The organism is Blattabacterium sp. (Cryptocercus punctulatus) str. Cpu (assembly GCF_000236405.1).
GTDB classification, from domain to species: domain Bacteria; phylum Bacteroidota; class Bacteroidia; order Flavobacteriales; family Blattabacteriaceae; genus Blattabacterium; species Blattabacterium punctulatus.
The window spans coordinates 319,952-344,387 of sequence record NC_016621.1; the positions used below are offsets into that span (position 1 = coordinate 319,952).

General features: G+C 26.8%; 23 protein-coding genes and 1 tRNA gene. 17 read left to right on the forward strand and 7 right to left on the reverse strand.

The features are described from left to right. Positions 1–11 precede the first annotated feature (11 nt). Genes mnmE through rplI form a run of 5 tightly spaced genes read left to right on the forward strand, consistent with a single transcriptional unit; the run spans position 12 to position 4,127 of the window. On the forward strand, positions 12–1,433 hold the full coding sequence (mnmE, locus tag BLBCPU_RS01565) for a tRNA uridine-5-carboxymethylaminomethyl(34) synthesis GTPase MnmE (protein ID WP_014246248.1): 1,422 nt from the start codon (positions 12–14) through the stop codon (positions 1,431–1,433). A gap of 16 nt (positions 1,434–1,449) precedes the next feature. After that, positions 1,450–2,976, forward strand: a complete 1,527-nt coding sequence (gene gltX / locus BLBCPU_RS01570; RefSeq protein ID WP_014246249.1) for a glutamate--tRNA ligase — start codon at positions 1,450–1,452, stop codon at positions 2,974–2,976. A 39-nt stretch (positions 2,977–3,015) separates the two neighbouring features. Further along, entirely contained in the window at positions 3,016–3,363 is a 348-nt protein-coding gene (gene rpsF, locus BLBCPU_RS01575; RefSeq protein ID WP_014246250.1) for a 30S ribosomal protein S6, read from the forward strand. A gap of 4 nt (positions 3,364–3,367) precedes the next feature. Next, complete coding sequence (rpsR, locus tag BLBCPU_RS01580; protein WP_041178609.1) at positions 3,368–3,676, forward strand: 30S ribosomal protein S18; 309 nt, start codon at positions 3,368–3,370, stop codon at positions 3,674–3,676. 1 nt (position 3,677) lies between these two features. Next, complete coding sequence (gene rplI, locus BLBCPU_RS01585; RefSeq protein ID WP_014246252.1) at positions 3,678–4,127, forward strand: 50S ribosomal protein L9; 450 nt, start codon at positions 3,678–3,680, stop codon at positions 4,125–4,127. Between the two features lie 17 nt (positions 4,128–4,144). Here rplI and BLBCPU_RS01590 read toward each other — a convergent pair whose 3' ends face one another. Beyond that, positions 4,145–5,479, reverse strand: a complete 1,335-nt coding sequence (locus tag BLBCPU_RS01590; protein WP_014246253.1) for an Nramp family divalent metal transporter — start codon at positions 5,477–5,479, stop codon at positions 4,145–4,147. A 287-nt stretch (positions 5,480–5,766) separates the two neighbouring features. On the opposite strand from BLBCPU_RS01590, the gene BLBCPU_RS01595 reads away from it, so the two are divergent. The 10 genes from BLBCPU_RS01595 to mtaB all read left to right on the forward strand — a co-directional run bounded on the left by BLBCPU_RS01595 (position 5,767) and on the right by mtaB (position 16,535). Beyond that, complete coding sequence (locus BLBCPU_RS01595) at positions 5,767–6,600, forward strand: prephenate dehydratase (RefSeq protein WP_014246254.1); 834 nt, start codon at positions 5,767–5,769, stop codon at positions 6,598–6,600. Further along, on the forward strand, positions 6,600–7,757 hold the full coding sequence (locus tag BLBCPU_RS01600; protein WP_014246255.1) for a pyridoxal phosphate-dependent aminotransferase: 1,158 nt from the start codon (positions 6,600–6,602) through the stop codon (positions 7,755–7,757). Before BLBCPU_RS01595 ends, BLBCPU_RS01600 begins: the two co-directional genes overlap by 1 nt. Continuing rightward, positions 7,754–8,587, forward strand: coding sequence for a prephenate dehydrogenase (locus BLBCPU_RS01605; RefSeq protein ID WP_014246256.1), 834 nt, complete (start codon positions 7,754–7,756; stop codon positions 8,585–8,587). The genes BLBCPU_RS01600 and BLBCPU_RS01605 overlap by 4 nt, the downstream gene beginning before the upstream one ends. Before the next feature lie 33 nt (positions 8,588–8,620). Beyond that, complete coding sequence (locus BLBCPU_RS01610; protein ID WP_041178610.1) at positions 8,621–9,697, forward strand: bifunctional 3-deoxy-7-phosphoheptulonate synthase/chorismate mutase type II; 1,077 nt, start codon at positions 8,621–8,623, stop codon at positions 9,695–9,697. Positions 9,698–9,743: 46 nt separating this feature from the next. After that, complete coding sequence (gene metK / locus BLBCPU_RS01615; RefSeq protein WP_014246258.1) at positions 9,744–11,000, forward strand: methionine adenosyltransferase; 1,257 nt, start codon at positions 9,744–9,746, stop codon at positions 10,998–11,000. 39 nt (positions 11,001–11,039) lie between these two features. After that, the gene (locus BLBCPU_RS01620) at positions 11,040–11,840 is read left to right on the forward strand and encodes an enoyl-ACP reductase (RefSeq protein WP_014246259.1); all 801 of its coding nucleotides are present in this window, start codon (positions 11,040–11,042) and stop codon (positions 11,838–11,840) included. Between the two features lie 42 nt (positions 11,841–11,882). Then, on the forward strand, positions 11,883–12,539 hold the full coding sequence (gene rpe, locus BLBCPU_RS01625) for a ribulose-phosphate 3-epimerase (protein ID WP_014246260.1): 657 nt from the start codon (positions 11,883–11,885) through the stop codon (positions 12,537–12,539). Between the two features lie 41 nt (positions 12,540–12,580). Continuing rightward, the gene (gene dnaG / locus BLBCPU_RS01630) at positions 12,581–14,419 is read left to right on the forward strand and encodes a DNA primase (protein WP_014246261.1); all 1,839 of its coding nucleotides are present in this window, start codon (positions 12,581–12,583) and stop codon (positions 14,417–14,419) included. A 109-nt stretch (positions 14,420–14,528) separates the two neighbouring features. Next, entirely contained in the window at positions 14,529–15,158 is a 630-nt protein-coding gene (locus BLBCPU_RS01635; RefSeq protein ID WP_014246262.1) for a peroxiredoxin, read from the forward strand. Positions 15,159–15,215: 57 nt separating this feature from the next. Beyond that, entirely contained in the window at positions 15,216–16,535 is a 1,320-nt protein-coding gene (gene mtaB, locus BLBCPU_RS01640; protein WP_014246263.1) for a tRNA (N(6)-L-threonylcarbamoyladenosine(37)-C(2))-methylthiotransferase MtaB, read from the forward strand. Here mtaB and lipB read toward each other — a convergent pair. Then, on the reverse strand, positions 16,528–17,229 hold the full coding sequence (gene lipB, locus BLBCPU_RS01645; RefSeq protein ID WP_014246264.1) for a lipoyl(octanoyl) transferase LipB: 702 nt from the start codon (positions 17,227–17,229) through the stop codon (positions 16,528–16,530). The genes mtaB and lipB overlap by 8 nt on opposite strands. 97 nt (positions 17,230–17,326) lie before the next feature. Here lipB and lysS point away from each other — a divergent pair, with 97 nt between their 5' ends. Further along, positions 17,327–18,844 (forward strand): lysine--tRNA ligase, encoded by a 1,518-nt coding sequence (lysS, locus tag BLBCPU_RS01650; protein ID WP_014246265.1) that lies wholly within the window; start codon positions 17,327–17,329, stop codon positions 18,842–18,844. Between the two features lie 29 nt (positions 18,845–18,873). Here the strand turns inward: lysS and BLBCPU_RS01655 are convergent, their stop codons facing one another. Both BLBCPU_RS01655 and rsmG read right to left on the reverse strand, forming a co-directional pair. Then, on the reverse strand, positions 18,874–19,833 hold the full coding sequence (locus BLBCPU_RS01655) for an amidohydrolase family protein (RefSeq protein WP_014246266.1): 960 nt from the start codon (positions 19,831–19,833) through the stop codon (positions 18,874–18,876). Positions 19,834–19,861: 28 nt separating this feature from the next. Next, the gene (gene rsmG, locus BLBCPU_RS01660) at positions 19,862–20,482 is read right to left on the reverse strand and encodes a 16S rRNA (guanine(527)-N(7))-methyltransferase RsmG (protein WP_014246267.1); all 621 of its coding nucleotides are present in this window, start codon (positions 20,480–20,482) and stop codon (positions 19,862–19,864) included. A gap of 76 nt (positions 20,483–20,558) precedes the next feature. On the opposite strand from rsmG, the gene BLBCPU_RS01665 reads away from it, so the two are divergent. Further along, on the forward strand, positions 20,559–21,755 hold the full coding sequence (locus BLBCPU_RS01665; protein WP_014246268.1) for a pyridoxal phosphate-dependent aminotransferase: 1,197 nt from the start codon (positions 20,559–20,561) through the stop codon (positions 21,753–21,755). Positions 21,756–21,764: 9 nt separating this feature from the next. Here the strand turns inward: BLBCPU_RS01665 and BLBCPU_RS01670 are convergent. The 3 genes from BLBCPU_RS01670 to BLBCPU_RS01680 all read right to left on the reverse strand — a co-directional run bounded on the left by BLBCPU_RS01670 (position 21,765) and on the right by BLBCPU_RS01680 (position 24,400). After that, positions 21,765–21,841 (reverse strand) — tRNA-His (locus BLBCPU_RS01670). 57 nt (positions 21,842–21,898) lie between these two features. Then, entirely contained in the window at positions 21,899–22,963 is a 1,065-nt protein-coding gene (locus tag BLBCPU_RS01675) for a diphosphomevalonate/mevalonate 3,5-bisphosphate decarboxylase family protein (RefSeq protein WP_014246269.1), read from the reverse strand. Between the two features lie 30 nt (positions 22,964–22,993). Then, on the reverse strand, positions 22,994–24,400 hold the full coding sequence (locus tag BLBCPU_RS01680) for a dicarboxylate/amino acid:cation symporter (RefSeq protein ID WP_014246270.1): 1,407 nt from the start codon (positions 24,398–24,400) through the stop codon (positions 22,994–22,996). Positions 24,401–24,436: the final 36 nt, after the last annotated feature.

The following is a 24,436-nucleotide window of genomic DNA, read 5'->3' on the forward strand; positions in this document are numbered from 1 at the left end:
AATAATTTTTTATGTTTGATGATGATACCATTGTGGCTTTAGCTACTCCTACTGGTTCCAGTGCAATTTCGGTGATTCGTATTTCTGGAAAAAAATCTATATCTACCGTTGAAACTATTTTTAGTTCCGTTCATTATGGAAAAAAATTGGAAAATCAATCTACTCATACTATTCATTTAGGATATATTGTAGATGATAATATAGATGATAGAAGTGATAGTAGTAGAAGGAATTATTTGGATCAAGTTTTAGTATCTATATTTAAATCTCCTTTTTCTTATACAGGAGAAAATATGATAGAAATATCTTGTCATGGATCTTATTATATTCAACAAAATATTTTACAATTGTTAATCAGAAAAGGAATCCGTTTAGCTCGGCCTGGAGAATTTACATTTCGTGCATTTTTAAATAAAAAAATGGATTTATCTCAAGCAGAAGCTATAGCAGATCTTATATTATCGGATAATCAAGCCTCTCATGAATTATCTTTGCAACAAATAAAGGGAGCCTTAACTAGTACTATTAAAAATTTACGTAAAAAATTATTGGATTTTTATTCCTTATTAGAATTAGAACTGGACTTTTCTGAAGAAAATGTGATTTTTGCAAAAAGATCCGATCTTTTTTCTTTCTTAAAGGATTTAGAAGAAACTTTAAAAGATTTAATTGAATCTTTTTCTCTAGGAAATTCTATAAAAAAAGGAATTTATGTAGTCATTATTGGAGAACCAAATGTAGGTAAATCTACATTATTCAATTACGTAATTAAGGAAAGCCGTTCGATTATATCTAACATAGAAGGTACAACTAGAGATAGTATAGAAGGAGAATTGATTTTGAATGGTATACATTTTCATTTTGTGGATACAGCAGGAATTAGAGATCCGAAAGATACAATTGAAAGAATGGGGGTTAAAAAGACTATGGAAAAAATACAAGAAGCTCAAGTCCTATTATACCTTTTGGATTCCTCTAAAAATGATAGAAAAAAACAGAAAAAAATTCTCAAAAAAATTCAAATTATACACGAAAAAAATCCACTTAAAAAAATTTTAGTGATTGCTAATAAATCGGATTTATCCTCTTTTAAAGACTTCTATAACTTAAAATCAAAGTTTTCTTATTTTTTTGAAATTTCTGCAAAAAATCATCACGGTATAAAAAAAATTCTCTATACTTTAAGTCAGTTATTCATTGAAAAATTAAAAGAAAAAAATATTATTGTGACACAAAATCGACATTATGAAGCATTGAAAAAATCCTTAAAGGAAGTATTACTTGCTCATGATGCATTAAGTAAAAAAGTACCAGAAGATTTAGTTTCTATACATATCAAAGAAGCTTTACATCATTTAGGAAAAATTACCGGTGAAATAACTAATGAAGAGGTACTAAAAAACATATTCTCCAAATTTTGTATTGGAAAATAAAGAAAAAAAAAAAGTAATGTCATGTATAAGAGTTCGTTTTGCCCCTAGTCCTACAGGCCCACTACATTTAGGTGGAATAAGGACTGCTTTATATAACTATCTTTTTGCTAAAAAAAATCGAGGAACATTTATTCTTAGAATAGAAGATACGGATAGAAAAAGATTTGTTCCAAATTCTGAATCCTATATTTTGGAAACATTAAAATGGTGCCAGATAGAACCTGATGAAGGAGTTGGTTATGGTGGGAAATATTTTCCTTATTATCAATCTCAACGTGGATATATTTATCGTATTTATTTAAATAAACTGTTAGATAAAGGATATGCTTATTATGCTTTTGACACCGATCAAGAACTTAATAAAAAAAGGAAGGAATATTCCGATCGTGGATTAACTTTTTCTTATAATGCAAGAGTACGAATGTACCTTAATAATTCCTTAACCATGACAAAAAAACAATTATCTTACAAATTAAATGATGGGACTTCCTATGTCATTAGATTTAAAATTAAACCTGGAGAAAAATTGAAAATCCAGGATATGATACGTGGAAATATTATGGTAAATACAGATACTTTAGACGATAAAGTATTATTAAAATCTAATGGAGTTGCTACTTATCATTTAGCTAATACTATAGACGATTATTTAATGAAAATTACTCATGTAATAAGAGGAGAAGAATGGATCCCCTCCATGCCAGTTCACCTATTGTTGTATCGTTCATTGGGTTGGATACCTCCTCTTTTTGCACATTTACCTTTAATATTAAGAGATGATGGAAAAGGAAAAATAAGCAAACGAAATGCAGAAAGTTTAGATTTTCCTATATTTCCTTTGCAATGGAAAGTCCCCGGTCATAAAACCATTATTCAAGGATACAGAGAGCTAGGTTATTTTCCAGATGCTTTTGTTAATATGCTAGCTTTTTTAGGATGGAATCCTGGAGGGACAAAAGAAATTTTTTCTTTACAAGAATTAAAAAATTCTTTTTCTTTAGAAAAAATCAATAAATCTGGAGTTACTTTTAATCTAAAAAAGGCAAATTGGTTCAATAAACAATATTTAAATAAAAAAAAAGAAGAAATATTTTCATTTCTTTGTACAGAACTCCAAAATCGTTCTCTTTTCTATGAAAAAGATTACTTATGGAAAGTGATCCATCTAACAATAAATAGGATTAATTTTATTCATGAAATTTGGGAACATTCTTTTTACTTTTTTGTTTATCCTAGTTATTATGATCCCAGTTTTTTTGATAAAATTTGTCATCAAAATACTATTGATCAATTAAAACTTTGTAAAGAATTATTATCCAAGGTTCAGAAATTTACATCCGTAAATTTACGATTTTTGTTCAAAAAAAGAATCTACGATAAAAATATCCGTGAAATAATGCAACTATTTCGTTTATCTTTAGTAGGATCTTTAAAAGGATCTGACCTTTTCATGATATTGGAAATGTTAGGTAAAGAAGAAAGTATACGCCGTATAGAAAATATGATGAAAAAAATTAAAGAAAAAAATGATTCTTTTTGTTGAAAAAAAATATAGATTTACATTTTTGAAAAAAAAATTCAAATGCTTAAACATTATGAAAATATAATGATAATTACACCAGTTTTGTCTGATGATCAAGCAAAAAAAACGGCAAAGGAATATGAAAATTATCTAATAAAAAAAAATGGAAAAATAGTTTATCAAGAACATTGGGGGTTAAAAAAATTAGCTTATCCAATTCAAAAAAAACAAAGTGGTTGTTATCATTTATTTGAATTTTTATTCAATTCTAACTTAGTATCTGATTTAGAATTGAAATTAAGACAAGATGAACGAATTTTACGTTTTATTACTGTAAAATTAAATAAATATGGAATAGAATATGCAGAAAGGAGAAGAAATAAATTTTTTAAACAGGACAAAGAATAGAATTATGATTTTAGAATATATAGATCAAAAAAATATAAAAAAAAAAGGAGGTGATAGCGATTTAAGATACTTATCTCCTCTTAAAATAGAAACAAAATTAGAAAAAAAATATTGTTTTTTTGAAAAAAGTAATATAAAGTATATAGATTATAAGGATCCTACATTTTTAATAAAATTTTTGAATGCACAAGGTAAAATTTTACCACGTCGTATTACAGGTACTCGAAAAAAAAATCAAAATAAATTAAATTCTGCTATAAAAAGATGTAGACAAATTGGTCTTTTACCTTTTGTGACAGATGATTTAAGATAATATGAAAATTATTCTCAAAAAAGACGTGGAAAATTTAGGGTTTCAATACGATGAATTAGATGTTAAACCCGGGTATGCTAGAAACTATCTAATTCCTAATGATTATGCTATTTTAGCACTTCCTGGAACAATAAAAAATATTCATGAAATATTGAAACAACGCTATAAAAAGGAAAGTTTTTTAATCGAAAAATCCAAAGAAATAGAAAAAAAATTAAAAAAATTAACTATAAAAATAAAAGCTAAAGTAGGAAAAGGAGGAAAACTATTCGGTTCCATTAACAATCAAGAACTAATGAAAGTTTTAAATAAAAAAGGAATTTCTATAGAAAAAAAATCTATAAGAATTCCTGGTAATAAAGTCATTAAGACAATTGGAAAACATCAGGTAAGTATACGTTTACATCATAAAAAAGAGTTCACTCTCAATTTTGAAGTATTGTCTTCCTGATACGACTTAATTTTAAATTATTGAAAAGTATTGTATAATAAAACTAAATTTAATAGAACAATGATAATAGTGATAAACCAAGATAATATTTTTAAAAAAGGTCCATTAACAAATAATCCCATTTTATTATAATCTCCTGTAAAATTAACTAAAGGAATAATTGCAAAACTTAATTGGATTGATAAAATTATTTGACTAATTATTAGTAATTCTGCAGTTCCTTTTTCGCCATAAATAATCGAGGCGATCATAGCAGGAACGATAGCAATTAACCTAGTTATTAGTCTTCTAACCCAAGGTTTTAATCGTATATGAAGAAATCCTTCCATCACAATTTGTCCAGATAAAGTTCCAGTAAGTGTAGAATTTTGTCCTGAGGCTAGTAAAGCTAGTGCAAAAAAAACTCCTGAAAGACTAGATCCTAGTATAGGCGATAAAAGTTTATGTGCATCCAGAATATCTGCTACTTCTGTATGCCCATATTTATGAAAAGTTGCTGCAGATATGATTAATATTGCTGCATTGATAAAAAAAGCTAAAGATAAAGATAATGTACTATCTATCGTTGCATATTTTATGGCCATTTTTTTACCTTCAATAGTACGTTGGTAGTTCCTTGTTTGTATGATACTTGAATGTAGGTAAAGATTGTGTGGCATTACAGTTGCTCCTAAGATTCCAATAGAAATGTAGAAAGAATGTGAATTTTTAATGATTTCAGGATTTGGAATAATTCCTTTTAAAATAGGTAAAATTTCGGGTTTAGAACTAATAATTTCAAAACTAAAACAAATCAAAATTGTAAAAATTAATACAGCTACTACACTTTCAATATATCTGAATCCTTTATATTGAAAAAATAAAATGAGTAAAACATCTATGGTCGTAATTAATACCCCCCACGTAATGGGAATTCCAAAAAGTAATTTTAAGGCTAATACGGAACCAATAATTTCTGCTAAGTCACATGAAGCAATAGCAATTTCGCATAAAATCCATAATATAAAACTAATAAAGGGAGGATAATGATCCCTACAGGCTTGTGCTAAATCTCGTTCACAAACAATTCCTAATTTTAAAGATAAATGTTGCAAAATGATAGCAAAAATATTGGATATAAAAATAACGGATAAAAGCATGTATCCAAATTTCGACCCTCCAGCAATATCTGTTGCCCAATTTCCTGGATCCATATACCCTACAGCAATTAATAGTCCTGGTCCAGTAAAAGCAAAAAATTTTCTCCATATTCCTTTTTTTTTAGGAACATAAACAGTAGAAAAAACCTCAGAAAGGGAAGGAGATTTATTCTTTTTTCTCCATCCTTTTATTGGATCTTTATTTTTTAGCATAAAAATAGAATTAGTAGAGTATGAAAATATAAAGTTAACCGTTTTACTATTTTTATTTTTTTTTACGATTATCTTCTTTAGGATAAAATTTTTTAAAAAAAATTGTATAAAATAAAATTATTTTTTACCTTTATTCTTTATTTTTTTGATTCCGCGAAGTAAGTAAGAAATAAAAAGAAAATGAATAGGACTCCTTATTATTATTATTTTTTTATAGAATTGGTGAATCGGTTTATGGAGGAGTATAGTATATAGTATTATGAGGTAAATTAAATATTTCTTACAACATGAAAAAAATTGCTATACAAGGGATAAAGGGGTGTTTTCATCATGCTGCAGTTTCTAGATACTTTGAAGGATCTCATTACAAATTAATGGAATGTTATTCCTTTAGAGAACTTGCCTTTTCGGTTGCTAAATCTAATGTAGATATTGGGGTAATGGCTATAGAAAATACTATAGCAGGTACTATATTGACTAATTATAGTCTTTTATCTGAATATAACTTAAGAATAGTTGGAGAAATATATATGCCTATAAGACATCATTTGATGGCTGTTCCTGGACAAAATATGAAAGAAATAAAGGAAATTTACTCTCATCCAATGGCCATTTTGCAATGTGAGTTTTTTATAAATTCACATCCTTATGTAAAAATATCCAAGTATTCTGATACGGCTTCTGCCGCTAAATACATTTCTATATGCAAAAAAAAAGGATTAGCTGCGATTGCATCAGAATATGCAGCTAAAGAATATGGATTAGAAATTATTTCTAGAAATATCCAAACCATTAGAAGAAATTTTACCAGGTTTTTTATTATTAAAAATTTTTCAAATAAAGAAGATAATTTTAATAAAGCTTCACTAAGATTCAAAATTTTCCATACTACTGGTAGTTTATCTCAAATATTGAGTCTTATATCAAATCTTGGAATAAATATGACTAAAATACAATCTATTCCTATAATAAAAAAACCTTGGGAATATTTTTTTTATGTGGATATTATATTCAATAATATAAAAGATTATGAGAGAATGAAAATATGTATACAAAGTAACCCCAATCTTCATAAACTTTCTATTATTGGAGAATATAAAAATGGAAGAATTAGATCTTAATGATTGTTGTAGCAAAAAGAATACATCAAATATCGGAATATTTTTTTTCCGAAAAAATGAAAGAGATTCAGACTCTTGAAAATAAGGGAATAGATATCATTAATTTAGGAATTGGGAATCCGGATATTCTTCCTCCATACGGAGTTATTCCTAAAATGAAAGAAGCATCAGAAATAAAAAATGCGAACACTTATCAAAGTTATATTGGTATAGAAAGGTTACGTAAAACTATTGCAGATTGGTATGGAAATACGTATAAAGTGGATGTAGATTATCAAAAAGAAGTGTTACCTTTGATGGGGTCAAAGGAAGGAATTATGGATATAAGCCTTTCTTATTTGAACAAAGGTAATCAAGTTCTAATTCCAAATCCTGGATATCCTATTTATTCTTCTATATCCAAACTTTTAGAATCGGAAGTAATTTATTATGATCTTTATGATAGGGAGGATTGGTGTCCTAATATAAAACTATTGGAAAATAAAAATCTATCTAAGGTTAAGATTATGTGGATCAATTATCCTCATATGCCAACAGGTGCAACTATAACTTTTGAAAAGTTGGAAGAAATAGTCTTTTTTGCGAAAAAAAATCGTATTTTACTAGTGCACGATAATCCTTATAGTTTAATATTAAATAATAATAAACGTCCTTTGAGTATATTTAATATTCGAGGTTCTAAAGATATTGCTTTAGAATTAAATTCTTTAAGTAAAAGTTATAATATGGCTGGATGGAGAATTGGAATGATAATAGGAAAACACGAATATATTAAAAATATTTTAAAAGTAAAAAGTCTCATCAATTCTGGAATGTATTATCCAATACAAATTGGGGCTATAGAAGCAATGAATCAAAATTCAGAATGGTTTAAAAAACTCAATCTAGAATATTTAAAACGTAAAAAAATTATATTGGAAATATGTGATCGTCTATATTTAAAATATAGAAAAAAAAGTTCTGGAATATTTGTTTGGGCTAAGATTCTAGATTTAGAAAAAAATGATCGGAAATGGTCCGATAAAATTCTCAAAAATTATCACATATTTATTACACCTGGAAGCATTTTTGGAAATAATGGAAAAGGGTATGTAAGATTATCTATGTGTTGTCCTGTAAAAACTTTGGAAAAAGCAAAAAATAGAATTTTTTCATGAATATTGGAATTATAGGATTAGGTTTAATCGGTGGATCTATTAGTTTAGGATTAAGAAAATCCAATTTTGGAGATAAATTTCTAGGAATAGACTCTAATAAAGAAAATGCTATTCATGCTGTAAAACTTGGAATTGTAGATAAAATAATTTCTTTTCAAGATCTTATTATACAATCTTCCGTTATTATTTTATCCATTCCTGTAGATGGAATAAAAAAAATACTTCCAATTATTCTTAATAAAATCAGTAATGATACAGTTATTTTAGATACTGGATCTACTAAGTATGAAATTTGTAATAGTGTCTATTCTCATCCAAAAAGAAGTCGTTTTGTGGCTACCCACCCTATTGCAGGAATAGAAAATTCTGGACCAGAATATGCTCATTCAGATCTTTTCCATAAAAAAAATTGTATTCTTTGTGATTCTGAACTTAGTGATCCAGATGCGATATTTATCGTAGAGAAAATTTATTCTATAATGGATATGCGGATGATTTATATCACATCTAAAGAACATGATTTTTATATTTCTTACGTATCTCATTTACCTCATGTAGTTTCCTTTTCTTTAGCTAGTACTGTTTTAGAAAGATTTAAAAATGAAAAAAAATTTTTTAATAATATGAGGGGAAGTGGATTGGATTCTACTACACGTTTAGCGAAAAGCAACCCTGAAACGTGGTTACCTATTTTTATTTCTAATAAAAATAATCTGATTCAAGCTATGGATGTTTATATAGATCACTTAAAAATATTTCGTAAATATTTAAGAAAAAAAGAATTTCATCAAATTGATCGGTATATAAAAAAAGCAAATGATATAAAATAAAAAAAATATGTTTAATGTATAAATTGTATTATGATGGAAAAAAATATTCTAAATAATAGTATAGACAGATCTTGGATTGAAAAGTTTGATAAACCCCTAGTCATATCTGGACCTTGTAGTGCAGAAAGCGAAAAACAAATCAAAGAAACAGCTATAAGGATGGACACATCCTATGTACAAGTGTTTAGAGCAGGTATCTGGAAACCTAGAACTAAACCGAATAATTTTGAAGGGATTGGGGAAGTTGGACTTCAATGGCTAAAAAATGTAAAAAAAAATACAGGATTAATGGTTGCTACGGAAGTAGCTAATGCAGAACATGTAAAGTTGGCGTTATCTTTTGATATAGATATTCTTTGGATAGGAGCAAGAAGTACAGCAAGTCCATTTACTGTCCAAGAAATTGCGGATTCTTTAAAAGGAAAAGAGGAGAAAATTATCTTAGTAAAAAATCCTATACATCCTGATCTAGAATTATGGATAGGAGCTTTAGAACGTTTATTTTCCAAAGGAATTAAAAAATTAGGAGTTATACATCGTGGTTTTTATACTTATAAAACATCTAAATATCGTAATCAACCCAACTGGAATATATTATTGAATTTTAATAGTATTCTTCCTAGAATTCCTATTATTTGTGATCCTTCACATATTTGTGGAAATAAAAAAGGAATTTTAGAAATTTCAAAAATAGCTTTTCATTTTTTTAGATGTGAGGGATTGATGATAGAAAGTCATTGTGATCCTGATAATGCTTGGAGTGATGCTAAACAACAAATTACTCCTGAAAAACTTTTGGAAATGTTAAAAAATTTGATATATTCTAATTATGATGATGAAAAATATCAAAATCAGTTAGATTCTTTAAGAATACTTATTGATGAAATAGATGAAAATATTATTACTCTTTTAGCAGAAAGAATGAAAATTTCCAAAAAATTAGGAATTCTGAAAAAAAAATATAATATAGCTTTATTACAGAAAAATAGATGGGAGTATATTTTAAATAAATCTATAAAATTAGGAAAAGAATTAGGTGTTTCGGAAGAAATTATTGAAGAAATTTTCAAAATTTTGCATAAAGAATCTATTAATATTCAAAAATATTAAAAATAAAATTTAGGATAATAGCAAGCTAAGTCATCAAATAAAAAAAATGCCTTATTTATTCACTAGCGAATCTGTTTCGGAAGGACATCCTGATAAAATATCGGATCAAATATCGGATGCTATATTAGATCATTTTCTGGCCTATGATTCAGAAGCAAAAGTTGCTATAGAAACTTTAGTTACTACGGGGCAAATTGTATTAGCAGGAGAAGTAAATTCTAAAACTTGGGTTAATGTTCAAAAAGTAGCTCGTGATACCCTTAGGAAGATTGGATATACTAAAAATGAATATAGATTTAATGCAGATTCTTGTGGGGTAATTTCTTCTATTCAAGAACAATCTAGAGATTTATTCCAGGGGATAATACAAAATAAAAAAAAAGAAAATCAAGGTGCCGGAGACCAAGGTATGGTATTTGGATATGCTATTAAGGAAACAGAAAATTATATGCCTTTATCATTAGAAATATCTCATTATTTATTAAGGGAACTTTCATCCATCCGAAATGAAGGAGAAAAAATGCTTTATTTACGTCCAGATGCAAAATCACAAGTTACTCTGGAATATTCTGATAAAAATATCCCTATACATATTCATACTATTGTAATTTCAACTCAACATGATGAATTTGATAAAAAAGAAAAAATGCATAAACGTATAGTTCAAGATATTAAAAATATTTTAATTCCAAGGGTCAAGAATATACTATCGAAGGATATAAAAAAATTATTTACCGATCGAACGAAATATTACATAAATTCTACAGGTAAATTTGTTACTGGTGGACCTCACGGGGATACTGGAATTACCGGAAGAAAAATTATCGTGGATACTTATGGAGGTAGAGGGTCTCATGGAGGAGGATCTTTTTCTGGAAAAGACCCTTCTAAAGTGGATAGATCTGCTGCTTATGCTGCTAGGCATATTGCAAAAAATCTTGTTGCAGCAGGAGTTGCAGATGAATTATCAATACAAATATCTTATGCAGTTGGTATTGCAAAACCGATAGGAATTTTTGTGAATACTTATGGTACATCTAAAAAAGAACTTCTTGATGAAGAGATTTTACTAAAAATTAAAAAAATTTTTGATTTTCGTCCTTACGCTATAACAAAGAGATTAAAATTGTGTAACCCAATATATGAGGAAACAGCTGTTTATGGCCATATGGGAAAAATTCCAAAAAAAGTATGGAAATATTTTTCGGATATAGAAGGAAATAAAAAAAAACAAGAAGTAGAACTTTTTACATGGGAAAAATTGGACTATTTGCCTATAATCAAAGAAATTTTTGATATTTAATTCAATAAAAAATAGGTATTTTTGGTTAAATTTTTAACTATGTCTTACAATTTATTGAAAGGAAAAAAAGGGATTATATTTGGAGCTTTAGATGAAAATTCTATTGCTTGGAAGGTAGCAGAACGTGCTTATAAAGAAAAAGCGTCTTTTATTTTAACAAATACCCCTGCTGCTTTAAGAATGGGAAAAATTTATGAATTATCTCATAAAACAGAATCCATGGTAGTCCCAGCAGATGCTACTTCTATTATAGATCTTAATATTTTATTTGATAAAGCTTTAGATCATTTTGGAGGAAAAATAGATTTTCTATTGCATTCCATCGCTATGTCCATAAATATTCGAAAAGGAATTCCTTATACCTCTATTAATTATGAATTTTTAAGAAAAGGATGGGAAATATCTGCCGTATCCTATCATAAAATCATGCAAACGGCTTGGAGTAAAAATGCCATGAATAAATGGGGATCTATTGTAGCTCTAACTTATATTGCTTCTAAAAGAAGCTTTTCATATTATGGAGATATGTCGGATTATAAGTCTTATCTAGAGAGTATTACACGTAATTTTGGTTATCATTGGGGAATAAAAAAAAAAGTTAGGGTGAATACGGTTTCACAATCTCCTAGTGTTACAAAGGCCGCAAAATCTATTAAAGGATTCAATCAATTTTTTATTTTATCTGAAAAAATATCTCCTTTAGGAAATGCTTCGGCACAAGATTGTGCAAACTATATAATTACACTATTTTCAGATTTTACAAGAAAAGTAACAATGCAAAATTTGTATCATGATGGAGGTTTTTCTAAAACAGGGATTAATGAAACGATGATTTCATAATCTTTATTTATTCATTTCAATTTTTTTAGAAAAATATAAAATATGAAAAAAATTATTTCTCCATCTTTACTTTCAGCAAACCTGGCATTCTTATATCGTGATATAGAAATGCTGAATAAAAGTGAAGCAGATTGGTTCCATATTGATATTATGGATTCTTCTTTTGTTTCTAATATTTCTTTTGGTACTTTATTTATCAAACATGTAAAAAAATATACTCATAAACCTATAGATGTGCATTTAATGATTATGCACCCAGAATACTATATAGAAGAATTTAAATTTTGTGGGGTAGATAACTTACATGTTCATTATGAAGCTTGTATACATTTAAATAGAACTATTTATTCCATTAAAGAATATGGTATGAAAGTAGGTGTAGCAGTAAATCCTCATACTCCAGTTTTTCTTTTACAAGATGTTATTAAAGATATAGATTTTGTTTTATTAATGAGCGTAAATCCTGGTTTTAGCGGACAAAAATTTATTCATCAAACTTATCAAAAACTAGAAGATACTAAAGATTTGATTTTAAAAAAACATTCTTCTGCACTTATCGAAGTAGATGGAGGGATTAATTTAGAAATTGCTTCTTTATTATTCAAAAATGGGGCAGATATATTGGTAGCAGGAACTACTATTTTTTCGAATTCTAACCCAAAAAAAATTATTCATAGAATGAAATTAGAAAGCATTTAAAATCAGATTTTTGTATTATTATTCTTTTTTTTTTAATAATCATGATTTCTAAAGAAACTATAAAACGAATATTTTCTACTTCGTGTATAGAAGAAGTTATCGGAGATTTTGTTTTTTTAAAAAAAAGTGGTCTAAACTATAGAGGTCTTAGTCCATTTTCTAATGAAAAAACACCTTCTCTGATCGTTTCTCCTACAAAAAAAATATGGAAAGATTTCAGTTCTGGAAAAGGTGGAAATATTATTACTTTTCTTATGGAATACGAAAAATTTACTTATGTAGAATCCTTATATTATCTAGCTAAAAAGTATAATATAAAGATTCATGAATCTGAAAAAAATACAGATTTTAGGAAAATTTATCATGAAAAATATGGAATTTTATACTTAATACAGAATTATGCAAAATGTTTTTTCATTAAACAATTGCATTCCACAAAAGAAGGTCAAGAAAAGGGATTGAATTATTTAATAAAAAAAAGAGGATTTGATATGAAAACGATTCATCAATTTGAATTAGGTTATGCCCATTCCTCTTGGATATTATTTACGGAAACAGCTTTAAAAAAAGGATTTAAAATACGTGATTTAAAAAAATCTGGTCTTACTAGATTCAAAAAATCCAATAATTTTGACTGTTTTCGTGAACGTGTCATTTTTCCTATACATGATTTATCAGGTTGGGTAATAGGATTTGGTGGTAGGACGATTAATAGTTATTCCCGTACAACGAAATATTTAAATTCATCTGAAAACGATATTTTTCAAAAAAGTAAAATTTTGTATGGTTTATTTCAAGCTAAAAAAACTATTTTAAGAGAAAATTTTTGTTATTTAGTAGAGGGATATGCAGATGTACTTTCTTTGCATCAATCTGGAATAAAAAATGTGGTATCCTCTTCGGGGACTTCCTTGACCATTGATCAAATATTGTTAATTAAGAAATTTACAAGAAATATTGTTCTTTTTTATGATGGGGACCGTTCTGGAATTCAAGCTTCTTTAAGAGGAATAAATATGTTATTAGAACAAAAAATGAATTTACGTATATTATTTACTCATAATGGAGAAGATCCAGATACTATTTCGAAAAAATATTCTTATTCTCAATTGAGATATTTTTTAGAAAAAAAAAGTTATAATTTTGTTTCTTTTAAACAAAAAATGTTTGAAAAATTCTGTCAAGATGATCCAATTAAAAAATCATTTTTAGTTTTGAATATTTTGAATAGCATTTCAAAAGTATCCAATCTTATCCAAAGAGAATTATATATAGAAGTCGCTTCCAAAAATCTAAAAATTCGTAAAGAAATTTTAATTTCTGAATTGAAAAGAATAAGTCATAAAAAAATTTATAAGAAAAATTCTACTATTAGTATTAGTTCAGAAAAAACTAACAAAAATATTCTTATTCTAATTGAAGAAAAGTTGATTCAGTTAATTTTAAATTATGGAGATAAAAAAATAAAAATAGAAGGATCTAAGACTACAGTTTCCGAAAAAATATTCCAGACTTTTAAATTCCATAACTTTCGTTTTTCTTTAGATTATCATCAGAAAATATTTGACCAAATTTATTTACAAAAAAATTCCATAAAAAAATGGAAATTTTTGTATCATAAAAATACGAAATCCTATTCCTTATCCAAATGGGATAAAAAAGGAATTGAAGTATCCTCCAAAGAGGACAACATAGATCGATATCTTATCGACCTTTTATTAAGATATAAGTCCCAATATTTTTTGAAATTAATTCAAAACGAAATCAGTAATTTTCGAAAAAATATTAAAATTGAGGATAAGAAAGATCTTTTGCAAAAGATAATGAATTTAACAAGTTTAAAAAATGAACTGAATAAAAAATTACATAGATATGTATAAAAATGAAAAAATATTCATTATAGAATGGATGTAAAAGGGGAAATTACTTGTTTTATTTTTGATTCTTATAATAATTTTGGTAAATTCGTGCATATAAAAATATAGAAAAATGAATACATTAATTGCAAAAAAAGCACCTAATTTTACAGCTAATGCAGTATTGAATGGAAAAGATATTGTTCCCAATTTTACTTTGGAACAATTTAAGGGAAGTAAATATGTATTGCTTTTTTTCTATCCTAAAGATTTTACTTTTGTATGTCCAACAGAAATATATGCATTTCAAGAAAAAATGAATGATTTTGAATCTAGAAATGTACAAATAATAGCTATATCTACAGATACAGAACAATCGCACTGGGCTTGGTTGCAAATTCCAAAAGAAAAAGGTGGGATATCTGGTGTTACATATCCTATTGTTTCCGATATCAATAAAACTATATCCCATAATTATGGAGTTTTATCTGAAAATTGGATTTGCAATAATAATGAAGAATTAAAAGCAACAGGAGAAATTATTGCTTATAGAGGATTGTTTTTAATAGATAAAAATGGGATTATCAGACATCTTTTAATTAATGATTTCCCTTTGGGTAGAAATGTAGATGAAGCAATTAGGATGATTGATGCTCTTCAGTATTATGAAAAAAGTGGTGAAGTTTGTCCAGCAAATTGGAAAAAAGGTGAAAAATCTCTAGAAGCTAGTCATAGTGGACTTTTAGATTATTTTTCTTCTTAAAAAAAAACTCTGTAAAAAAAGGTTCCTTTCCGTTAATGAATATTATTTTTTATCGAAATGGGTAAAAAAAGAATTGCATTTTATACAATGGGGTGTAAGCTAAATTATGCTGAAACTTCCACTATAGCGAGAAAATTTTCTAATTTAAATTATGAACATGTTTCTTTCAAGGGAGTTGCAGATATTTATGTTATAAATAGTTGTTCTGTAACCAAAAATGCAGATTTGGAATTTAAGTATATGGTACGTTTTTTTATGAAGAAAAATGCAAAATCTTTTATTATTGCAGTAGGATGTTATGCACAACTTAATCCTAAAGAGATTTCTTATATACGTGGTGTAGATATGGTATTGGGGTCTGAAGAAAAATTTAAAATAATCGATTATATCCATCCGATCTATTTATTTAAAAGATATCCTGCAAAAATTATTTCAAAAAAAACATCTTCTTATTTTTCATCGTATTCTATTGGAGATAGAACTCGTTCTTTTTTAAAAATCCAAGATGGATGTGATTATAAATGTAGTTATTGTATTATTCCTATGGCAAGAGGTGTATCTAGATCGGATAGTATAGAAAATATTTTAAAAAAGATAAGGTTTCTTTTTAATAAAGGAATAAAAGAAATAGTATTAACGGGGATAAATATTGGAGACTATGGAAAGAAAATAGATGGGATCCATCAACATCGTTTCTATACATTTTTTGATTTGATCCAGGCAATAGATAAAATAAAAGAAAAGGGAAGAATACGTTTATCTTCAATAGAACCTAATTTATTGAACAAAGAATGTATTGAATTTTTATCAAAAAGTAAACATTTTGTTCCTCACTTTCATATTCCTTTACAATCTGGAAGTAACGATATATTGGGAAAAATGCAAAGACGTTATAGAAGAGAACTTTATCAAGAAAAAGTGAAAATTATCCGTAAAATTCTACCAGATGCTTATATAGGTTCAGATATTATTGTTGGATTTCCTGGAGAAACACATAAACATTTTTTAGAAACTTTTCATTTTTTGAAAAAATTAGAAATTTCTTCTTTACATATATTTTCTTATTCTCAAAGACCCAATACTAGATCTATAACTATACAGGAGAAAATTTCTAAAAAAATACAATGGAAAAGGAATAAAATATTAAGAGCACTTTCAAAAAAAAAATATCTTTCTTTTTGTGAAAGACAAATTTATACAAAAAAAACTGTTTTGTTTGAAAAAAATTCTACTAATAATGAATATTTATATGGATATACAGAAAATTATATTCGAACAAAAATATCTTCAAATCCAATATTAAAAAATACATTACAAAATGTACTTTTAACGGAAGTAGATCAAGATGGGATCATGATTGCTAAATCTATTAGATAAATTTTACATTAAAAATTTCTTGAAAAGATTTTTTTACTAGATATTTTGTATCGGAAAAGGATATCTTATTTTTTAATTCTTTTTCTAACGAAGTAACTTCTTTATTGAAAAGGCCACAAGGAATGATATAATCGAAATACCGTAAATCTGTATTTATATTTATAGCAAAACCATGCATGGTAACCCAACGACTCATTCTAATTCCTATCGAACATATTTTTTTATATTTACCGTTTTTTTTCTTTAACCAAACTCCTGTTTTTCCTTTTTCTCGTTCTCCTTTTATTCCATGATTTTTTAGAAAATGAATAATGACTTCTTCTAATAAACGTAAATATTTGTGAATATCAGTAAAAAAATAGTCCATATTTAAAATTGGGTATCCAACTAATTGTCCTGGCCCATGATAAGTTATATCACCTCCTCGATCTGTTTGATAAAATGTAGCATCTATTTTTTTAAAAAAATCCGATGATACTAATAAATGTTTATTTTTTCCATTTTTTCCTATCGTATATACATGTGGATGCTCTACAAATAGTAAATATCCTGCTATTTCGTTTTTATTATTATGAAAAAATATATTTTTTACTTTTTTTTGGATAATATCATCAAATAATATTTTTTGATATTTCCAAGTTTCTTTATATTCTTTTTTTCCTAAATCTTCGAAAAAAAGTATTTTTTTTTTCATAATTTTTTAATTTTGAAAAATTAATAATACAATAAAAAAACAAATGTACCTTCGTATTGTTTTTACAATCGTACAATTATCTGCATGAAATATTTTTATGCCTAATTTATCAGAACAACAAATTATACGTATAAAAAAATTAAATCAACTAAGAAAATTAGGTATAAATCCTTATCCTCCAGAGGAATATTTCATTACAAACACAATTTTTGATATAAAAAAAAATTTTAGAGAAAAAGACCCAATCAGCATAGCTGGACGTTTAATACGTTTGCGAATTTTAGGAAAAGCTTCTTTTGGAGAAATGAAAGATCACACTGGATGTATACAAATATACTTTAATAAGAATCATTTTTACTCAGAAAAAATGGAAAAAGAAGAATCCTACAATATTTTTTTAAAAAAACTTATAGATATAGGAGATATTATTGGAATTAAAGGTAATTTATTTAAGACAAAAATGAATGAAATTACTATCCATGTCCATAGATTAACTATCCTATCTAAATCTTTACGACCATTGCCACAAGTAAAAATAGATAAAAAAAATAAAAAAATATATGATGCTTTTTCTAATACTGAACAACGTTATCGTATGCGTTATGTAGATCTTATTGTGAATGATCATGTTAGAAATATTTTTTTAAAACGTACTCGTATAATACGAGAAATTAGAAATTTTTTAGACCATAAAGGTTATTTAGAAGTGGATACTCCTATTCTACAATCTATTCCTGGTGGAGCTGTAGCTCGTCCTTTTATTACCTATCATAATTCACTTGGAATTCCATTATATTTACGTATTGCTAATGAACTTTATTTAAAAAGACTAATCATTGGTGGATTTCACGGAGTATATGAATTTTCTAAAAATTTTAGAAATGAAGGGATGGATCGTATTCATAATCCAGAATTTACGGTATTAGAACTTTATGTTGCTTATAAAGATTATTATTGGATGATGAAATTTACAGAAGAACTTTTAAAGTGTATTTACAAAAAAGTTCAAAAGGAGGATAAGGATATTTTAATAGAAAAAAATCGTATTAATTTTAAAACTCCATTTCCAAGAATTCCTATATTAGATTCTATTCAAAAAAATACGGGATTTAATCTTATAGATATGGAAGAGGAAGAATTAAGAAAAGTTTGTAAAAAATTGCATATAGAGATAGAGGAAAATATAAAAATGAGCAAAGCTAAAATGATTGAAAAAATTTTTGAAGAAAAATGCGAAAAAAATTACATCAATCCTACTTTTATTATCGATTTTCCTATAGAAATGAGCCCATTAACGAAAAGACATCGTCAGAATAAAAATTTGTCAGAACGTTTTGAATTACTTATCAATGGACAAGAAATTGCTAATTCTTATTCAGAACTTAATGATCCTATAGATCAACTCGATCGTTTTAGAGAACAAATCAAATTATCTGAAAAAAATACAGATGAATCTATGTTTCTTGATAAAGATTTTATACGATCTTTAGAATTTGGTATGCCTCCTACTGCAGGTATTGGAATTGGAATAGATCGATTGGTCATGTTATTTACGCAGAAAAGTTCTATTCAAGAAGTCTTATTTTTTCCGCAAATGCGACCAGAAAAAAAATAAAATAAATAGGTCTATTCTTCTAACCCGCCCTAACATAACCCTAACACTTTTAATCCGTTTTTTGTAGAAATTTCCACCAAATGGTCTATGTCATAATAATGACAAGCTTCTAACATAACTCGTAATTCTATCCAAAGATTCCCATCAGAAAAAGGTTTGTATATATCGCATATATTATCTGTTCCAAAAGCAACTATAATTCCTTCAGGAATCATTTCATCTACTGGAGTAATCGAATTATGGATCGGAGTCAAACGTTCACTTCTAGTATGGTCAATCCAAGCTATAGGACAAGATATTACCATTAAATTAGCTTTTTTCATTAATCTATATATTTCATAACGATATTTTTTATCATGTGCTGCTAAAGAAATACAATGTATGGCTACTACCTTTCCTTGCATCCCATGTTCAATAGTTTTTTTTGCTAGTTTTTCAGTTTCTTTTTCTTCACTTGTATTAAATTGATCTACATGGACATGTACTAATTTACCCTCTTTTTTAGCTATTTGTAATAATACATCTAAATGTTCATTTTCTTTTCCATAATCTTTAGCTGGTAATCCACCAATAATATCTACAAATTCCACTGATTTATCGAACCAATATTTCGATTGTTTATTCAAAATTCCTTTAAGTACTTGATTTGCAAAACGAATATGAATTAAATTTCCATAATTATTTCTCAATTTTTTAGCTGCTTTTAATGCCCTATCTTCAATAATTTCATCCACATCAATAAAAGTACATAAAGCTTGTGTCCCTTGTTTTAGAAAATATTCCAAAGCTTTTTCCATTCGGATATAAATGTCTTCTTCTGAAGATAAACGTTTCATTTCATCAACTAAATACCATTTTTTATTCAGGGGATAATAAGAATATTTAAAATTTTTTTTTGTCAGAGTATAAGCTCTATCTAAGTGAGAATGAGCATTTACCCACCCTCCTTTCTGTTTTACTTTTTCAATAATTTTTTTTTTTGGATTCATTTTTATTTTTATTTATAATAAACAAATATTAAATATTGGAAATCCAAATAACTTTTTTGGAAATGAAAAATGGTTCTCTAAAATAATTAATGAGAGGATATTCTACTGCATGAGGAAATTTTTCTAATTCTTTAGAAAGGTCACCACCTTTTAAATATAAGGATCCATTCTGGATTATATAGTTAGATTTATATCTAAATTTATTTTTTATCCATTTTTGAATTTTGGATATTTTTGTTACAAATCTACTAACAACAAAATCAAATCGATATTCTAATTTTTCTGCACGTATACAAATAGCATGTGCATTTTTTAAGTGTAGATCATAGATTATTTTCTCTACAATTTTAATTTTTTTTTTAATGGAATCAACCAATATAAATTGTGTATTAGGAAAAATTATAGATAAAGGAATTCCTGGAAATCCACCTCCTGTACCTAAATCCATAACAAAGGATCCAGGAAAAAAAGGAAACACTTTAGCAATCCCTAAACAAAAAAGAACATGTTGTTGATAAAAATTATAAAATGTTTTTCTAGAAATAATATTTACATAAGTATTCCAATATTCATATAAATTTTTTAAAGAAGATAATTGATGTATTTGATAATCCAATAGATTTGGAAAATACTTTTTAATTAATTCCATTCCATATTATTGATAAATGAATCCAAATTTATAATCAAATTTATTTAGATTTGCAATCATTTCAAATTATCTATCCATGAAAAATAGATTATTATCCAAACGATTACAAAATATATCTTATTCGCAAACTTTAGCTATGTCTAATAAAACTATAAAATTAAAAAATAAAGGGTATGACATTATTAACTTAAGTTTGGGAGAACCTAATTTTTATCCACCAAATTTTATTTTAAACGATGCAAAAAAAGCTATTGATGAAGGTAGCTATCATTACTATACTCCAGTATCTGGATATTTAGAACTTAGAGAAATAATATGCAAGAAATTTTATCGTGATAATGGATTGAAATATATTCCATCACAAATTGTGGTTTCTACTGGTGGTAAACAATCTATTATGAATGTTCTTTTATCTTTACTTAATCCAAAAGATGAAGTGATTATTCCCGCACCCTATTGGGTAAGTTATTATCAAATGGTAAAATTATGTGAAGCTATTCCTATTATTATTCCAACGATTATGGAAAAAAATTTTAAAATTAATCCAAAAAAATTAGAAGAATCTATTACAAAAAAAACAAAATTATTTATTTTAAATACACCATGCAATCCTACAGGGAGTGTTTACTCTTATAAAGAATTAAAAAATTTAGTAGAAATTTTTAAGAGATATCCAAAAATAATTATTCTTTCTGATGAAATTTATGAACATATTTGTTATTCAGTAAAACATACTAGTATTGCCATCTTTCCTGATATCTATGATAGAGTCATAACACTAAATGGATTATCTAAAGCTTTTTCTATGACTGGATGGCGAATTGGTTATATTGGAGCTCCTGAATGGATTGCTAAGTCTTGTGAAAAAATACAAGGACAAATAACTTCTTGTGCTAATTCTATTGCACAACGTGCAGCTATTTCTGCATTAAACGCTTCACCAATTAAAATAGAATATATGATCAAAGAATTTAAAAAAAGAAGAAATTTAATTTTGGATATGATGAAGGAAATTCCTGAATTTAAAATAATCAATAAACCAAATGGAGCTTTTTACGTATTTCCAAAAGTTTCAAATCTTTTTGGAAAAAAGTTCTATGGAAAAATTATTCAAAATTCAGAAAATTTATCTTCTTTTTTTCTTGAAAAAGCTCAAGTTGCCACTGTTAGTGGAAGTGCTTTTGGAGATAATGAATATTTACGTATTTCTTATGCTACTACAGAAGATCAAATTATAGAAGCTCTTACAAGGATAAAAAAAGTATTAAAATAATTTAATTTTGGGTGGAAGACCGGATTTGAACCGGCGCCCCTCAGAACCACAATCTGATGCTCTAAACCAACTGAGCTACATCCACCATCACTATTATATTAGATTGTAATAATAAATAACAAATATAGACAATCAATTATAATTTATTGACAAAAACTTTCAATAATTTTTTTGCAATAATAGATAAGTTCACTATATATCCACCTTATTATGACCTTTTTTTCTTGAATAGGATACAAAAGGTGAACATTTGCACCTGCATCTAGTGTAAAATAGATGTTTTTTTTACTTTGTTTTCTAAAATCCCATACTTTATGAAGTACGTGAAGTGTATTCGGTCTCATCCATAAAAAATAGGGATTTGAGGTCATGATCATAGCATGAAGATTTAAAGATTCATGTTCTATTAATTCTCCAAATTTTGGAAAATCTCCTATTTTTAATATAGATATCAGTTGATCCATATTTCTATTAGCGAATTTTAATCTTTCTTTAGCATAAGGATGGTGATTCATTAATTGATGTCCTTTTGAACTTAAAATTTTTTTAGGTTCTTCATCTATTACTAAAATAGTATCCCAAATTTTTTTAAAAATTGGGTGTATTTTATAGGGATAAGGGATAGAATAAAGATTATTACTCCCTTTTATTGATTTATGTTTTCCCCAAACTACAAGTCCTGGATATATTGATCTACAAGCACTTCCAGATCCTAATCTAGCTAAAAAAGAAGCTTTTTTTAAAAAAAAAGCTTCTTTTAAAGAAGAATCTAATTTTTTTTCTATTTCCATAATACATAAAGCTAAAGCACTCATAGAAGAAGCAGAAGAAGCAATTCCACTACTGTGGGGGAAAGTATTATCGGTTTTTATAACAAAATTAAAATATCGTAAATAAGAACAATAAAATGATATTCTATGAAAAAATTCAAAAATTTTTGGGAGAAAATTAGTTTTTTCTTTTCCAGAAAAAAAAATTTTTATAGATCTTTTTTTTTTTCTATCTCTAAGATAATAAATTAGTTTTGTTACCGTATAAACCTTTTCTAAGGAATAACTAATAGAAGAATTCATCGGTATTTGAATTTTATTCTTTCGTTTTCCCCAATATTTTATTAGAGCTATATTAGAATAGCTCTTTTTGGTAACTACTCCATTTGAAACTATAGAATAGTTTTTTTTCTTATAAAAGAAACAATTACTTTTCAAAAGTTCTGTAAAAAAATACGATTAAATTTATCAACCGTTATCACGTTTTTTTTTTATATAATCTAACATTTTTTCATCATCTAATTCTCCTTCGGAACGAGCAATAACGCAACTAGCTAATCCATTACCTATAACATTTACGGTAGTACGAGCCATATCCATTAATTCATCTATTCCGATAATCGCTAATATAGGCCAATTTGGTAGACCAAAAGAAGAAACAGTAGCTAAAAGAATGACTAAAGAGGCTCTAGGTACTCCAGCTACACCTTTACTAGTTAAAATTAAAGTTAAACCTATAAATATTTGCTTACTAAAACTTAGAGGAATTCCAGAAGCTTGCGCTACAAAAACAGTAGCTAAAGATAAGTAAAGAGTAGTTCCATCTAAGTTAAAGCTATAACCTGTAGGAATCACAAAAGCAATAATTTTTCTTGGAACACCTAATTTTTCTAAATTCTCCATAAGTAGAGGTAAAGCAGATTCGGAACTTGTAGTTGCAAACGCTAATGAGACAGGTTCCATTAAAGCTTTTATAAATCCTCTTAAAGGAACTTTAATCCATAAAATAATAGGAAATAACACCATTATCAAAAATATAAATAAAGCAATATAAAGCGTCAATAATAACTGAAAAAGATTATATAATATATCTAACCCCATATGTCCTACTGTATAAGCTATAGCTGAACCTACTCCTATAGGAGCAAAATACATGATAATCTTAGTAAATTTAAACATAATCTCTGAAATACTCTCTGTAAATGATAATATAGGACTACGTTTTTTTTCATCTAAAAAAACCATAGATATCCCGAAAATGACGGAAAATACAACAATAGGTAATACATCTCCATGATATATAGATTTAATGAAATTTTCTGGAAATACATGAATGATAGTCTCTTGCCAAGTTTTACTTTCTACTTTTGGCAATTGATGCACCGTTATTCCTGAAGGCATAACAATTCCTACTCCAGCTTGAGAAATATTAATAGCAATAAGACCAATGAACAATGCTAAAGTAGTAACTATTTCGAAATATAATAAGGATTTCCATCCCATATTCCCTAATTGTTTAATATTAGAATGACTTGCTATACCAACTACTAAAGTGGAAAATAATATTGGAGCTATAATAGTTTTTATAAGCCTTAAAAATATTTGAGATAAAAATCTAAGTTCTACAGCAATTTTAGGATGATCTATACCGAATTCTATTCCTATGATTATGGATAATAAGATCCAAGTAGTTAGGTTTTTTTTCAAAAAAGCATAAAAAATGAAAATAGAGATAACGAAATATCTAAACAGTAAAAGAGGAAATTTATCTAATCCAAAAAAATTTTTTGATAAGTGAATAAACACATATGCGAAAAAACTTAAAAATGCTATTAGTAAAATTTTTTCTTTTTTTACTTTCATTCCAATACTCATTTTGTGAAATTCAACATTTATAAAAGGATAATCGTT